The sequence below is a fragment of the Pseudomonas sp. NY15354 genome (assembly GCF_048068075.1).
Classification (GTDB): Bacteria; Pseudomonadota; Gammaproteobacteria; order Pseudomonadales; family Pseudomonadaceae; genus Aquipseudomonas; species Aquipseudomonas guariconensis_C.
Genome location: NZ_JBLUPV010000037.1, coordinates 1 through 14,541, shown reverse-complemented (window position 1 = coordinate 14,541; position 14,541 = coordinate 1). Strand labels below are relative to the sequence as shown.

Below are 14,541 nucleotides of genomic sequence, written 5' to 3'. Positions count from 1 at the left end.
GAGTGCAGGGATCGACAGGTGTTACATATACACCGATCAGCGCTTGGGCAGGAACGGCGGCAAATACAGCCCTAGGTATGCCTCGAACACCCGCTTGCCTTCCTCGGCCATGCGCGGGGTGATTTGCTCGTGCAATTGCATCGATCGGGCATAGACCCGGTCGCTCAGCTCCATGGCCAGGGCGAACACATCCACGTCCCTGGGCATCGCCGGCAGTTGGAAGTGCTGGTCGAACAGCTTGTGCATCAGGTCGCCCAGTTCCATGTCGTGCTGGCGGTCGGCCTGGACCACTTCGCTCAGGCCATGCTGGGCGAGGATCAGTTGGCGCGCTGCCGCGTCCTCGTTGTAGATGTCCAGCATGCGCTGCTCGATCAGCCGCGAGAGGTCGTGCCAGGTGGCGAACGCGCTGCTGTCGATCGGAGCGCACAGGGCTTCGCGAAACGCTAGGTGCACATCAGCGGTCAAGGCTTCGAGCAGCGCCGGGACGCTGGCGAAGAAGTGGTACACCGACGACGGAGGGATCTGCGCCCGCTCGGCCACGCTGTAGATCGACAGGCCCGCCACGCCCTGGTCTGTCAGCAGTGCGCGCGCCGCGGCCAGAATCGTGTCGATCCTCGCCTGGCTGCTGGCGCGCGGCTTGCGCGGGGTGCTGGCGCGGGTCATCAGTTGCTGATGGCCAGAATGCTGGCCTGGTAGGCGCCGACGAACAGGTCGAAATCACCGACCTCCTGCTGTTCCAGGCGCGATTGCTCGGCCAGCGAGTCTCGGGCCAGGGTCTCGAAGGCCTGCTGGCGCTCGACGCTCAGTGGCTGTTCGCGGAAGGTTTCGGCGTGCAGGCGGCTCTGGCGCAGCGAGAACTGGACGAAGGTTTCGTCGTGTTCGGCCATGCGGGCCAACACCTGGGCCGACGGGGTCAGCGAAGCATCGTCGACCTTGGCCTGCTGCGCCGCCAATGCCTTGGCATGCTCCTCGCCACCTTGGGCGCGGTCGAGCAGTTCGGCCAGGGGCGCGATGCGGGCGATCAGTTGGCTGGCCCAATCTTTCAGCCCAATGGGCTGGCCGTTACGGCGAAGCTCAAGACCCGGGCGACGGCCTTCCTTGACCACAGTGAGGAAATTGTTGGTGCACTGGCCGCATTCGCCGCTTTCCAGCAGCGGGCTGTCGTCCAGGGTGCAGAACAGCAGGAAGGCATCGAGGAAGCGCGCCTGCGGCAGGTCGATGCCCACCGGCAGGAACGGGTTGATGTCCAGGCAGCGTACTTCCACGTACTGCACGCCGCGCGAGGTCAGGGCCTGGATAGGGCGTTCGCCGGTATAGGTGACACGCTTGGGGCGAATGTTCGAGTAGTACTCGTTCTCGATCTGCAGGATGTTGGTGTTCAACTGGACCCACTCGCCATCCTTGTGCGTGCCGATCTCGACATAGGGCGGGTAGGGCGTGCCCACCGCCTTGCGCAGGCTGTCGGTGTAGCTGGCCAGGTTGTTGTAGCAAGGCGTCAGACCGGCCTGGGCATTGCTCTGGTAGCCCAGGTCGCTCATGCGCAGGCTGGTGGCGTAGGGCAGGTACAGGGTTTCGGCGTCCAGTTCTTCGAGCTGGTGCGGGTGGCCGCGCAGGAAGCCTTTGTCCAGGGCGGGCGATGCGCCGAACAGGTACATCAGTAGCCAGCTGTAGCGGCGGAAGTTGCGGATCAGTGCGATGTACGCCGCCGACTGGTAGTCGCGGTCGTTTTCCTCGCTGCCTTCGGCCTCGCGCAGCAGCGGCCACAGCGCCTCGGGCAGGGAAAAGTTGTAATGGATGCCGGCGATGCATTGCATGGTGCGGCCGTAGCGCAGGGCCAGGCCCTTGCGGTAGACGTGCTTGAGCTTGCCGATGTTGGAGGTGCCGTACTCGGCGATCGGGATGTCTTGCTCGGCCGGGAGCGTGCACGGCATCGACGGGCTCCACAGGTATTCGTCGCCGAGCTTGGTGTAGACGAAGCGGTGGATCTCGTCGAGGCTCTCGAGCACCTTGGCCGGATCCGCCAGGGCTGGGGTGATGAACTCCAGCAGCGATTCGGAATAGTCGGTGGTGATCTGCTCGTTGGTCAGCGCCGAACCCAGGGCCTCGGGATGTGGGGTCTGGGCCAGGCGACCTTCGTCGGTCACGCGCAGGCATTCGCGCTCAATACCGTGCAGGCACTGCTTGAGCAGGGGGAGATTGGCGCCGAGCAGGCTCAGGCGGCGGTTGAGGAGTTCGCTCAAGATGTATTCCTTCACGCGTCAGTCGCCCCAATATGGGGGTAGGGATGACGGTCTACAAGGGTAGTTGGAAAAGGAACTGGCGTTGTCGCCTGGTTTGTCTGGGTTTTCAGCAGTGCCAGTGCCGGCTGGGGCCGCTTCGCAGCCCCGATATTCGATAACGCCGAAAATACCGCAGATAAGCCTTGGTGAGCTAGAGAACGGCGAAGGTTCCCTGCGCCTTGGCCACGAGCTTGTCGCCCTGGAATACGTCGGCGTCGACCACCAGCGTACGGCGCCCGGCGTGCAGCACACGGGCGGTGCACACGACTTCGCCATCACTGACGGCGCGCATGTAGTTGATCTTGCATTCGATGGTCACGCTCTGCTGATCGAAGCCATGGCTGGCCGAGCAGGCCAGGCCCATGGCGATGTCCACCAGGCTGAAGATCGCCCCGCCGTGCAGCTTCTGGCCGCGGTTGCGCAAGTGCGGCTCGAGGCCCAGGGCCACTTCTGCAAGGCCTGTTTCCAGGCGTTGCAGGCGGCAGCCCAGGAGCTGGCTGAAGGCGCTTTCGACGTATTCGGCCGGGACGTCCATCACTTCTTCTTCAACTGCTTGGCGTTGGCGAACAGCGCGGCCATGGCATTGTTGGCCGGTGCGGCGGCGGTTTCACGTGGGCGCGGCGCCTGTTGCTGGCGGTTGCCGCCATTGCCGCGGTTGCCACCCCGGTTGCCTTCGACCTTCTCGCCCGGGGTGTCGCTCATGCGCATGGACAGGCCGACACGTTTGCGCGGGATGTCCACTTCCATGACCTTGACCTTGACCACGTCGCCGGCCTTGACCGCCTCGCGCGGGTCCTTGACGAACTTCTCCGACAGCGCCGAGATGTGGACCAGGCCATCCTGGTGCACGCCGATGTCGACGAAGGCGCCGAAGTTGGTGACGTTGGTCACCACGCCTTCGAGGATCATGCCTGGCTCCAGGTCCTTGAGGTCCTCGACGCCTTCCTGGAAGGTGGCGGTCTTGAACTCAGGGCGCGGGTCACGACCTGGCTTGTCCAGCTCCTGGAGGATGTCGGTGACGGTCGGCAGGCCGAAGGTCTCGTCGGTGAACTTCTTGGGGTCCAGGCGCTTGAGGAAGCCGCTGTCGCCAATCAGCGAACGGATGTCGCGGTCGGTGTCGGCGGCGATGCGTTGCACCAGCGGGTAGGCCTCCGGGTGCACCGCCGAGGCGTCCAGCGGGTTGTCGCCGTTCATCACGCGCAGGAAGCCTGCAGCTTGTTCGAAGGTCTTCTCGCCCAGGCGGCTGACCTTTTTCAGCGCCGCACGGGTGGCGAACGGGCCGTTGGCGTCGCGGTGGGCGACGATGTTCTGGGCCAGGGTGGCGTTCAGGCCGGAGATGCGGGTCAGCAGCGCCACGGAAGCGGTGTTGACGTCGACGCCCACGGCGTTCACGCAGTCCTCGACCACGGCATCCAGGCCGCGCGCCAGCTTTACCTGCGACACGTCATGCTGGTATTGGCCGACACCGATGGATTTGGGGTCGATCTTCACCAGCTCGGCCAGTGGGTCCTGCAGGCGACGGGCGATGGAGACCGCGCCGCGGATCGAGACGTCCAGGTCCGGGAATTCGCGGGCAGCCAGCTCAGAGGCCGAATACACCGACGCGCCGGCTTCGGAAACCATGATCTTGGTGATCTTCAGGGCCGGGTATTTCTTCACCAGTTCGATGATCAGCTTGTCGCTCTCGCGGCTGGCGGTGCCGTTGCCGATGGCGATCAGTTCCACCGAGTGCTTGGCGCACAGGGCGGCGAGAATGGAAATGGTGCGGTCCCAGTCGTTCTTCGGTGCATGCGGGTAGACCGTGGTGTGGTCCAGCAGCTTGCCGGTGGCATCGACCACCGCGACCTTGCAGCCGGTACGCAGGCCTGGGTCGAAGCCCAGGGTGGCGCGAGGGCCTGCCGGTGCGGCCAGCAGCAGGTCGTGCAGGTTATGGGCGAAGACGTTGATCGCCTCGCTCTCGGCATTGTCGCGCAGCTCGCCGAACAGGTCGGTTTCAAGGTGGGTGTAGAGCTTGACCTTCCAGGTCCAGCGCACCACTTCGGCCAGCCATTTGTCGGCCGGGCGATTGCGGTTTTCCAAGCCAAAATGGCTGCCGATCATCAGTTCGCACGGGTGCAGGGTGCCTGGCAGTTCCTCGCCGACCTTCAGCGATGCGCTAAGTACGCCTTCGTTGCGGCCTCGGAAGATCGCCAGGGCGCGGTGCGACGGCACGCTGCGCAGCAGTTCGTCATGGGCGAAGTAGTCGCGGAACTTGGCGCCTTCCTCTTCCTTGCCAGCTACCACGCGGGCGCTGAGCACCGACTCCTGCTTGAGGAAACCGCGTAGCTTGTCGAGCAGGGCGGCGTCTTCGGCGAAGCGCTCCATGAGGATGTACTTGGCGCCTTCCAAGGCGGCCTTGACGTCGGCCACGCCCTTGTCGGCATCGACGAAGCTCGCCGCTTCGGTTTCCGGGGTCAGTTGCGGGTCATTGAGCAGGCCGTCGGCCAGTTCGCCCAGACCGGCTTCCAGGGCGATCTGGCCCTTGGTGCGGCGCTTTTGCTTGTAGGGCAGGTAGAGGTCTTCCAGGCGGGTCTTGGTGTCGGCCAGTTTGATCTCGCGGGCCAGCTCCGGGGTCAGCTTGCCCTGCTCCTCGATGCTGGCCAGGATGCTGGCGCGCCGCTCGTCGAGCTCTCGCAGGTAGCGCAGGCGCTCCTCCAGGTGGCGCAGCTGGGTGTCATCCAGGCTACCGGTCACTTCCTTTCGGTAACGGGCGATGAAGGGCACCGTCGAGCCTTCGTCCAACAGGGCCACGGCCGCCTCGACCTGCTGCGGGCGAACGCCCAGTTCCTCGGCGATACGGCTGTTGATGCTGTCCATGAGAACCACCTGACAAATAGTGAGTGCTGGAGGCCGCGAGGGGGCATTCAGGCCCGGCGGCGCTGGGTGAAAGCGGCGCATTATACCCATCGTGCCGGGCTTGGGGTGATGGCGCTGGGCCAGCCATGCCCCGGCGGGAACTGGCGCCAGGGGAAAAATCTGCTAACAATGCACACGGCACGCATTGTCATGGCTACGCCATAATGCGCGGCGATATCAAAGGAGTTATTCATGACCAGCACCGCAAATACCGCTGAAGGCGAGAAGATTCTCATCGTCGATGACGATCCGGGGCTGAGCAGCCTGCTGGAACGTTTCTTCACCAGCAAGGGCTATCGCGCCCGCGCGGTGCCCAATACCGAACAGATGGACCGCCTACTGGCCCGTGAGGTCTTCAACCTCGTGGTGCTCGACCTGATGCTGCCCGGCGAGGATGGCCTCTCCGCCTGCAACCGCCTGCGCAAGGCCAACAACCAGATCCCGATCATCATGCTGACCGCCAAGGGCGACGAACTCAGCCGTATCAAGGGCCTGGAGCTGGGCGCTGACGACTACCTGGGCAAACCGTTCAACCCGGACGAGCTGATGGCGCGGGTCAAGGCCGTGCTGCGTCGCCAGACCCCGAGCGTCCCCGGCGCCCCTGGCAGCGAGGACGAGACCGTCACCTTCGGCGACTACGAACTGTCGCTGGCCACGCGCGAACTCAAGCGCGGCGATGAAGTGCACATGCTGACCACCGGCGAGTTCGCCGTGCTCAAGGCCCTGGTGATGCATGCCCGCGAGCCACTGACCCGCGACAAACTGATGAACCTGGCCCGTGGCCGCGAGTGGGATGCCCTGGAGCGCTCCATCGACGTCCAGATTTCGCGCCTGCGCCGCATGATCGAGCCGGACCCTTCCAAGCCGCGCTATATCCAGACCGTGTGGGGTGTCGGCTACGTCTTCGTGCCGGACGGAAACGCCAGCAAATGAACATGAGCCTGCAGGCTTGCCATCACGCACCAGGGCGACCCGATGGGGTCGCCCTATTTGCGTCTGGATCAGGCCTGCACCCTGTCGAGCCCCGCCCGTGAGCGCAGCGCAGTAGTTGTCCAGATGAAAACGCCTCTTTGGTTCCCGCAAAGCTTCTTCGCCCGCACCCTCTGGCTGGTGCTGATCGTCGTCCTGTTCTCCAAGGCCCTGACGCTGGTGTACCTGCTGATGAACGAGGACGTACTGGTCGATCGCCAGTACAGCCATGGCGTGGCGCTCACGCTACGCGCCTATTGGGCCGCCGACGAAGAAAACCGCGACAAGATCGCGGAGGCGGCGGGGTTGATCCGGGTCACCGGCTCCGGTGTCCCGGAGGGGGAGCAGCATTGGCCGTACAGCGAGATCTACCAGCGCCAGATGCAGGCCGAACTGGGCGATGACACCGAGGTGCGGCTGCGCATTCACGCGCCGCCTGCCTTGTGGGTCAACGCGCCGAGCCTGGGCCCGGGTTGGCTGAAGGTACCGTTGTATCCCCACCCGCTGAGGGGGCAGAAGATCTGGAACGTGCTGGGTTGGTTCCTGGCCATCGGTTTGTTGTCCACCGCATCGGCGTGGATCTTCGTGCGTCAGCTCAACCAGCCGCTCAAGCGATTGGTATTCGCCGCCCGGCAATTGGGCCAGGGGCGCAGCGTGCGCTTGCCGATCAGCGACACACCGAGCGAGATGACCGAGGTGTACCGGGCCTTCAACCAGATGGCCGAAGATGTCGAGCAGGCCGGACGTGAGCGTGAACTCATGCTGGCGGGGGTTTCCCATGACTTGCGCACCCCGCTGACCCGTCTGCGCCTGTCGTTGTCCTTGATGGCCAACGACAGCGAACTGACTGACGACATGGTCCGCGACATCGAGGACATGGACGCGATTCTCGACCAGTTCCTGGCGTTCATACGCGATGGTCGGGACGAGCCCGTTGAAGAGGTGGACCTGGGCGCGCTGGTGCGTGAAGTGGTGGCGCCCTACAACCAGCCAGAGGAGCGGGTGCGCCTGTGCCTGGAGCCGATCCCGCCGTTCCCGCTACGTCGGGTGTCGCTCAAGCGCATGCTGGGGAACCTGATCGGCAATGCCTTGCATCACGCTGGCAAGGGGGTCGAAGTGGCGGCCTACGTTTCGGGGGATCAGAGTGCGCCCTATGTGGTGCTTAGCGTGCTGGACCGAGGGGCAGGTATCGACGAGTCGGAGCTGGAGACCATCTTCAACCCATTCATTCGCGGGGATCGTGCCCGAGGAGGCAAAGGCACCGGGCTGGGGCTGGCGATCGTCAAGCGGATCGCGGCCCAGCACGGCGGCAATGTCGAGTTGCGCAATCGCTCCGGAGGCGGCATCGAAGCGCGGGTAAGGCTGCCGTTGGGGCTGCTGTTGCCGCGTAACGCCGTCTGAGTTTTACGGGCCGCGTTGGCCTGTTCGGGGGAAATCGGGGCGCCGAACCGGCGCTTCGATCTACCCGCGAAGCGGTTCAGCCCTTGCCTTTGGTCCGGGTCTGGTTCGGCCCGCCGTTCTTCTCCAGATGTTCGATGATCATCCCGGCCACGTCTTTGCCGGTCGTGACTTCGATTCCCTCCAGCCCGGGCGAAGAGTTCACCTCCATCACCAACGGTCCGTGATTGGAGCGCAGGATATCCACCCCCGCCACGCTCAAGCCCATGACCTTGGCCGCGCGAATGGCGGTCATGCGCTCTTCGGGAGTGATCTTGATCAAGCTGGCCACGCCGCCGCGATGCAGATTGGAGCGAAACTCGCCAGGTTTGGCCTGGCGCTTCATCGATGCGATCACCTTGTCGCCGACGACGAAGCAGCGGATGTCCGCACCGCCCGCCTCCTTGATGTACTCCTGGACCATGATGTTCTGCTTCAGGCCCATGAACGCCTCGATCACCGACTCGGCAGCCTTGGTGGTTTCGCATAGCACCACACCGATGCCCTGGGTGCCTTCGAGCACCTTGATCACCAAGGGGGCACCATTGACCATCTGGATCAGGTCGGGGATGTCGTCCGGTGAGTGGGCGAAACCTGTGATCGGCAGGCCGATGCCACGACGCGACAGCAGCTGCAGGGAGCGCAGCTTGTCGCGCGAACGGGCGATGGCTACCGATTCGTTGAGGGGATAGACGCCCATCATCTCGAACTGGCGCAGCACCGCACAGCCATAGAAAGTGACAGAGGCTCCAATGCGCGGGATGACCGCATCGAAACCTTCCAGCGGCTTGCCACGATAGTGGATCTGAGGCTTGTGGCTGGCGATGTTCATGTATGCACGCAGGGTATCGATCACCACCATCTCGTGGCCACGCTGGGTACCGGCTTCGACCAGACGGCGGGTGGAATACAGACGCGGATTGCGCGACAGCACAGCGATCTTCATGCAGCACCTGTGACAGGGGAAAGGGTGGCTGGAAAAGCCGGTTTGTCCTGAACGTATTTCAGGCCAGGGTTGACCACCAACTGGCCATGGATCAACGCCTTGGAGCCGAGCAACAGGCGATAGCGCATGTTCTTGCGACAGGCCAGGGTGAATTCCACTTCCCAGACCCGGTCGCCCAGCGCCAGTGGCGTGCGGATCACATAGCGGACCTGGGCCTGGCCGTTGGAACTCTTGATGGTCTTCATCGTGACCAGGGGCGCCTCGCAGCGGCGGTGGCGCAACTGCACCACCGAGCCCAGATGGGCGGTGAAACGCACCCACGGCTGGCCGTCGCGCTCGAAGGGTTCGACGTCCGTGGCATGCAGGCTGGAGGTGCTGGCGCCGGTATCGATCTTGGCGCGCAGGCCCGCCAGACCGAGGTCGGGCAGAGCGACCCACTCGCGCAGGCCGATTACAGTCAGATGGTCAAATGTCTTCACGAAACACGCCCTGCGGATGAGGTGGTGAACTGTAAGCACGGCACGGACTTTTTGCATCCGCAAGTTACGGTAGTACAGTTCCGTGAAAGACAGAGTTCGAGGTAACGGGATGGCCCATAAAGCGGAAGAAGACGACAAAGTGCGCCTGGATAAATGGCTTTGGGCGGCGCGGTTCTACAAGACGCGCGCGCTGGCCAAGGCGGCCATCGAAAGTGGCAAGGTGCATTGCCGGGGTGAGCGCTGCAAGCCGGGCAAGGAGCCTCGGGTGGGTGACGAATTCGTGCTGCGTACGGGATTCGATGAACGCACCGTGGTGGTCAAGGCATTGTCGGATGTGCGCCGTGGCGCGCCGCAGGCGCAGACCCTGTACGAAGAGACTGAAGAAAGCGTTCGGCGCCGTGAGCAGGCGGCCGAGATGCGCAAGGCCGGCGCGATCGGTGTGACCACCGATGGGCGACCGACCAAGAAGCAGCGGCGTCAGATTCATCAGTTACACGGCAGCTATGAATGAGTGGGGGCCGTGTAACGGCCCCGAAGACCATTCAGGCCATGCGAACGACGCTCATCCTGCCCACCAGGGGCAATTGCGCCAGCCACCCGAACAGGGGCGCAGTCCAGCGCAGTAACGCCGCGCTGGCCTTGGCCGCCAGCGGCGTGTGGCAGCTCCAGCCCAGGGCCAGCACGGCCATCAGCAATCCGCCGATATAGTCGTCTTGGCCCCAGTGAGCGCCCGCCACCAGGCGCGGCAGCATGAACAGCACGGCCAGGCCCCAGATCACCAGCCGCTGTACCAGGCCTCGGCTGAACAGGCTCATGAACAGCGCCCAGATCAACAGCACCGAGGCGTGATCGCCCGGAAAACTCTGGCTGGAGCGGTCCTTGAGTTCCCACTTGGCTTCCAGGTTCGGGTAGTAGTCGCTCAGATGGACTACGTTGTCGAAGACCATCGATGGGCTGTTGTGTTGCCAGCCCATGAGCGCCACCCACTTGGAAAACAGCACGCGAACCACCACTAAGAGGAAAAGCGTGACCAGAAAGCCAAAGAGGGCTTCGCGCACCTGAGTTGCCTTGAACACCCAATTACCCCGGATCAACAGGGCTAAGAGGATCAGGCCGACGACAATATCGAAAGGACGCAGGCTGCCGACGGTCCAGATGTATCGCCAGGCGGTATTGTCGGCCAAAGGTGCATTGAGGCTGTGGAACAGCCACTCGTCTAAAGTCAGGCACAGGATCTGGCCAAAAGGCCATAACCAGAAACACAGTAGAGCAACGGGCAGCAGGGTACAGGCTACCAGGGGTCCCCAGGACCACCTTGCTTGGAACAGTGGTCGATTGTCCATAAAATACCTCTATTACCAGCGGGGTTAAGAGCGTCTCGTGGACGCTCTGCCACGGGAGTCGTAATTCCCTGTAACCATTTTGTCATCATTTTCAGATAGCCAAAACCTATGAGCGATTTGCCGGATACCGACTTCACCCAACGCTTCATCTTCGACGACCGTGATATCCGCGGCGAGTGGGTGGCGCTCGAACAGAGCTACGCCGAAGTGCTGGCCCGTCATCCTTACCCTCAACCGGTCGCCGCGCTGCTCGGCGAACTGATGGCCGCCACTGCATTGCTGGTGGGCGCACTCAAGTTCGACGGCCTACTGGTGCTTCAGGCGCGCTCTCAGGGGCCGATCCCGCTGTTGATGGTCGAGTGCTCCAGCGATCGCGACATCCGCGGTATGGCGCGTTATGAGGCGGACCAGATTCCTGCTGACGCCACTCTGGCGCAGCTGATGCCCGACGGGCACCTGACCTTGACCATCGATCCGATCAAGGGCCAGCGCTACCAGGGCACCGTGGACCTCGATGGTGCCAATCTGTCGGAATGCTTCACCAACTACTTTGTCCAGTCGCAGCAGCTCAACACGCGCTTCTGGCTCGACGCCAACGGTGGCAAGGCCCGTGGCCTGCTGCTGCAGCAATTGCCGGTCGATCGTGAACGCGACGAAGAGGAGCGCGAAGGCAGCTGGCAGCATGTCGTGGCCCTGGCAGGCACCCTCAAACCCGAGGAGTGGGCACTGGACAACGAAACCCTGCTGCACCGCCTCTACCATGAGGATGCCGTGCGTCTGTTCGACATCGAGCCACTGCGCTTCCATTGCAGCTGCTCGCGCGAGCGTTCCGGCAATGCGTTGGTCAGCCTCGGCGAGGAGGATGCCAAGGCGCTGGTGGAGGAATGCGGTGGCAAGGTCGAGATCGATTGCCAGTTCTGCAACGAGCGCTACTTCTTCGATGCGAGCGATGTAGCGCAATTGTTTGCAGGTGGTGGCACCGAGGCACCGTCAGATACTCAGCACTGAAACGCTTCACTACAGGAGAAACTCCTGTCGAATTGCGCAAAAGCGCAGTTCTGACAGGAGGGGCCTACTTTTTTTGGGCTTTTCTGGCATAATCCGGCCACTTTTTTCGCTGTAGTAGTTTGAAATAGACAACTACAAAACGTTTGGAGCACTCGGCCTTGGGCCGGATGGGGTATCTCATGACGCAAGCCAACAACACCGTGTACACCGACCTGACCGTCGATGAGCTGGTAAAAGAAGCGCTGTCCCGCGGTGAAGGCGAGCTGGCCGATACTGGCGCACTGGTTGTGAAAACCGGTCATCGTACCGGCCGTTCGCCGGCTGACCGTTTCATCGTCGACGAGCCCAGCACCTCCGGTGCCATTGCCTGGGGTCCGATCAACCGCAAATTCCCGGCTGACAAGTTCGATGCTCTGTGGGCTCGCGTCGAGGCGTTCAACAACGCCCAAGAGCACTTCGTTTCCCACGTCCACGTAGGCGCTGCCGCCGAGCACTACCTGGCGGTCAAGATGACCACCCAGACTGCCTGGCAGAACCTGTTCGGCCGTTGCCTGTTCATCAACCCGGCCCAGTACAACCCGGCTGGCCGTGAAGAATGGCAAGTGCTCAACGTCGCCAATTTCGAGTGCGTTCCAGAGCGTGACGGCACCAACTCCGATGGTTGCGTCATCATCAACTTCGCCCAGAAGAAAGTGCTGATCGCTGGCATGCGTTACGCCGGTGAAATGAAAAAAGCCATGTTCTCTGTGCAGAACTTCCTGCTGCCGGCTGCCGACGTGCTGCCGATGCACTGCGCCGCCAACATCGGCGAAGCAGGCGATGTGACCCTGTTCTTCGGCCTGTCCGGCACTGGCAAGACCACCCTGTCGGCTGACGAGAGCCGCTACCTGATCGGTGACGACGAGCACGGCTGGGGCGAAGGCGTTGTCTTCAACATCGAAGGCGGCTGCTACGCCAAGTGCATCGACCTGTCCGAGAAGAACGAGCCGGTCATCTGGAAAGCCATCAAGCATGGCGCTGTGCTGGAAAACGTCGTGCTCGACGATGCCAAGCACGCCGACTACGCTGATGGCAGCCTGACCCAGAACAGCCGCGCCGCCTACCCGCTGGAGCACGTCGAGAAGCGTTCCGAGAAGAACCTGGGCGGCGAGCCGAACGCGGTCATCTTCCTGACTTGCGACCTGACTGGCGTTCTGCCTCCGGTTTCGATCCTGAACAACGAGCAGGCGGCCTACCATTTCCTGTCCGGCTACACCGCGCTGGTCGGTTCCACTGAAATGGGTTCGGGCGGCGGCATCAAGTCGACCTTCTCCACCTGCTTCGGCGCTCCGTTCTTCCCGCGTCCGGCTGGCGAGTACGCCGAACTGCTGATCAAGCGCATCAAGGGCTTCGGCTCCAAGGTCTACCTGGTCAACACTGGCTGGACCGGCGGTGGCTACGGCGTTGGCAAGCGCTTCAGCATTCCGACCACCCGCGCCGTGATCGCTGCGATCCAGAGCGGTGCCTTGATCGGTGCCGAGACCGAGCACTTGGACATCATCAACCTGGACGTGCCGAAGGCCGTTCCGGGCGTCGAGACCGTCCTGCTCAACCCACGCAACACCTGGGCTGACTCGGCTGCCTACGACGAGGCCGCCAAAGGCCTGGCCAATCTGTTCATCGAGAACTTCAAGAAGTTCGAAGTCTCCGAGGCCATCAAGGCCGCTGGCCCGCAGCTGTAAGCTCGCCAGCACGGATAAAAAAGCCGCCCCTAGGGGCGGCTTTTTTGTTTCTGGTCCTGAGCCGATGGTATGGTCGCTGGAGCAATCGAGGGCTTGTCCGGTGATTGGGCTGCTGGGCAGCCCAACTGCTCCTAATGACGGCCGCAACCTCCACTCGCGTAACCAAGCCTGGGTAACCTATGACCGAATCCCCTCAGCGCAGCCATTTCAACCATTTCCACCCCATCCTCACGCGTCCCCAGGACAACGACGTCAACGGCCATATCGCCGGTTCGACGGTGCACGGCTACTTCGAGACCGCGATCCAAGCCTTTCTCGTCGAGCAGGCCGAGCTGGACCTGCGTGACGGCGAGCTGGCGGGTGTGGTGATCAGTGCTGCAGCGCAGTTCTATGCGCTGCCGGGCTTTCCAGATGTGCTTGAAGTGGGTTTGGGCGTGACACGCCTGGCAGGGAGTACGGTGGAGTACCGCCTGGCGCTGTTTCGTCCCGGCGAGCCGCAAGCCTGCGCGGCGGGGACGGTGGTGCAGGTGTTCGTGGAGCGTGCCTCCGGCAGCCCGGTGACCTTTCCTGATGCACTGCAGGTGTCTCTGGCGGGCTTGCAGCTCAACGACTGAGCATCAACAGCGACACAAACGAAAAGGCCCTGCCGATCAGGGCAGGGCCTTTGCTTGACTGAATGATCAGTCGTCGTAACGCCAGTGGCGCTTGTGCTTGCGGTGGCCGTAGTGGTGGCCACGGTCCCAGTGACGGCGGTCGTCGTAGTCGCGACGGTAGCGGCGTTCGTGACGCTCGTCATCGTCGGCCTTGTTGCCCAGATAGTTACCCAGGGCACCACCGGCACCGCCGCCTGCGGCTGCACCGATGTAGCTACCGGTGGTGCCGCCCACCGAGCGACCGACTACGTTACCGCCGGCAGCGCCCAGTGCGCCACCGATGGCGGCCTCACCGCGCTGACGCTTGTCGGCACCCAGGGCACCACCGGCCGCGCCGCCCAGGCCGGCACCGATGGCGCCGCCGGTGCTACCACCGATGGAGTTGCCTACTACGGAGCCGAGTACCCCACCCAATGCGCCGCCAATGCCGGCCTCGGTATTGCCACCGGCCATGGCAACGCCGCTGAGCAAGCTGAAAGACAACAACAGAATCGAGGAGTACTTCTTCATCAAGAGAGCCTCATAGGGATGACGAGGCGAATGTGAGGCTCGGCGAGGCGGCTGGCAATTGAAATCCGACGAGTAGCACGACTTGTACACAATTCTCTAACTTCTTGTTTTTTCGGTGAAACTTTATTGAATTTCGCTTGTCTGAAGCTACTTGAGACGAAGCCCTGGCCCTTGCGGACAGGGCTTTTTTAAGGTTCTTCACGGAATCCCGGGAAAGACAGAAACAAGAACGCCGGTTTGATGGATGATGTTCGTGCGAGCAAACACATCTACAAACCGGCGTTCTTGTGCACGATATTAA

General features: G+C 62.8%; 14 protein-coding genes. 6 read left to right on the top strand and 8 right to left on the bottom strand.

What is annotated here, in order from left to right:
- Nucleotides 1–36: 36 nt before the first annotated feature.
- The 4 genes from ACNFCH_RS23385 to ACNFCH_RS23370 form a co-directional block, all read right to left on the bottom strand.
- Complete coding sequence (locus tag ACNFCH_RS23385; protein WP_337159401.1) at nt 37–663, bottom strand: TetR/AcrR family transcriptional regulator; 627 nt, start codon at nt 661–663, stop codon at nt 37–39.
- Entirely contained in the window at nt 663–2,240 is a 1,578-nt protein-coding gene (gene gshA, locus ACNFCH_RS23380) for a glutamate--cysteine ligase (protein WP_416744071.1), read from the bottom strand. Before gshA ends, ACNFCH_RS23385 begins: the two co-directional genes overlap by 1 nt.
- A 190-nt stretch (nt 2,241–2,430) precedes the next feature.
- Nucleotides 2,431–2,814 carry a PaaI family thioesterase gene (locus ACNFCH_RS23375; RefSeq protein ID WP_337159403.1) on the bottom strand — a complete coding sequence of 128 codons (384 nt, stop codon included), beginning with the start codon at nt 2,812–2,814 and terminating at the stop codon, nt 2,431–2,433.
- A complete protein-coding gene (locus ACNFCH_RS23370) occupies nt 2,814–5,135 on the bottom strand; it encodes a Tex family protein (RefSeq protein ID WP_337159404.1) in 2,322 nt (773 codons plus the stop codon). Before ACNFCH_RS23370 ends, ACNFCH_RS23375 begins: the two co-directional genes overlap by 1 nt.
- A 231-nt stretch (nt 5,136–5,366) precedes the next feature.
- Between ACNFCH_RS23370 and ompR the strand changes: the two genes are divergently transcribed.
- Together ompR and ACNFCH_RS23360 are read left to right on the top strand one after the other, a co-directional pair.
- Nucleotides 5,367–6,107, top strand: a complete 741-nt coding sequence (gene ompR, locus ACNFCH_RS23365; RefSeq protein WP_070090804.1) for a two-component system response regulator OmpR — start codon at nt 5,367–5,369, stop codon at nt 6,105–6,107.
- Between the two features lie 123 nt (nt 6,108–6,230).
- Complete coding sequence (locus tag ACNFCH_RS23360; protein WP_337159429.1) at nt 6,231–7,544, top strand: ATP-binding protein; 1,314 nt, start codon at nt 6,231–6,233, stop codon at nt 7,542–7,544.
- 76 nt (nt 7,545–7,620) lie between these two features.
- Here the strand turns inward: ACNFCH_RS23360 and rimK are convergent, their stop codons facing one another.
- Nucleotides 7,621–8,526 (bottom strand): 30S ribosomal protein S6--L-glutamate ligase, encoded by a 906-nt coding sequence (gene rimK / locus ACNFCH_RS23355; RefSeq protein WP_043208300.1) that lies wholly within the window; start codon nt 8,524–8,526, stop codon nt 7,621–7,623.
- Nucleotides 8,523–9,005 (bottom strand): ATP-dependent zinc protease, encoded by a 483-nt coding sequence (locus ACNFCH_RS23350; protein WP_328306830.1) that lies wholly within the window; start codon nt 9,003–9,005, stop codon nt 8,523–8,525. Before ACNFCH_RS23350 ends, rimK begins: the two co-directional genes overlap by 4 nt.
- A gap of 109 nt (nt 9,006–9,114) precedes the next feature.
- On the opposite strand from ACNFCH_RS23350, the gene ACNFCH_RS23345 reads away from it, so the two are divergent.
- Nucleotides 9,115–9,516 carry an RNA-binding S4 domain-containing protein gene (locus ACNFCH_RS23345; protein ID WP_337159405.1) on the top strand — a complete coding sequence of 134 codons (402 nt, stop codon included), beginning with the start codon at nt 9,115–9,117 and terminating at the stop codon, nt 9,514–9,516.
- A 31-nt stretch (nt 9,517–9,547) separates the two neighbouring features.
- On the opposite strand, the gene ACNFCH_RS23340 is transcribed toward ACNFCH_RS23345, so the two are convergent.
- The gene (locus ACNFCH_RS23340) at nt 9,548–10,348 is read right to left on the bottom strand and encodes a phosphatase PAP2 family protein (protein ID WP_337159406.1); all 801 of its coding nucleotides are present in this window, start codon (nt 10,346–10,348) and stop codon (nt 9,548–9,550) included.
- Nucleotides 10,349–10,456: 108 nt separating this feature from the next.
- Here ACNFCH_RS23340 and hslO point away from each other — a divergent pair, with 108 nt between their 5' ends.
- From hslO to ACNFCH_RS23325, 3 genes are all read left to right on the top strand, one after another.
- Complete coding sequence (gene hslO, locus ACNFCH_RS23335) at nt 10,457–11,356, top strand: Hsp33 family molecular chaperone HslO (RefSeq protein WP_337159407.1); 900 nt, start codon at nt 10,457–10,459, stop codon at nt 11,354–11,356.
- A 179-nt stretch (nt 11,357–11,535) separates the two neighbouring features.
- Nucleotides 11,536–13,077: a phosphoenolpyruvate carboxykinase gene (locus ACNFCH_RS23330; RefSeq protein WP_070090798.1), complete on the top strand. Its 1,542-nt coding sequence runs from the start codon at nt 11,536–11,538 to the stop codon at nt 13,075–13,077.
- A 179-nt stretch (nt 13,078–13,256) separates the two neighbouring features.
- A complete protein-coding gene (locus tag ACNFCH_RS23325) occupies nt 13,257–13,691 on the top strand; it encodes an acyl-CoA thioesterase (protein ID WP_337159408.1) in 435 nt (144 codons plus the stop codon).
- Nucleotides 13,692–13,757: 66 nt separating this feature from the next.
- Here ACNFCH_RS23325 and ACNFCH_RS23320 read toward each other — a convergent pair whose 3' ends face one another.
- Nucleotides 13,758–14,240, bottom strand: coding sequence for a glycine zipper domain-containing protein (locus ACNFCH_RS23320; RefSeq protein ID WP_337159409.1), 483 nt, complete (start codon nt 14,238–14,240; stop codon nt 13,758–13,760).
- Between the last annotated feature and the right edge of the window lie 301 nt (nt 14,241–14,541).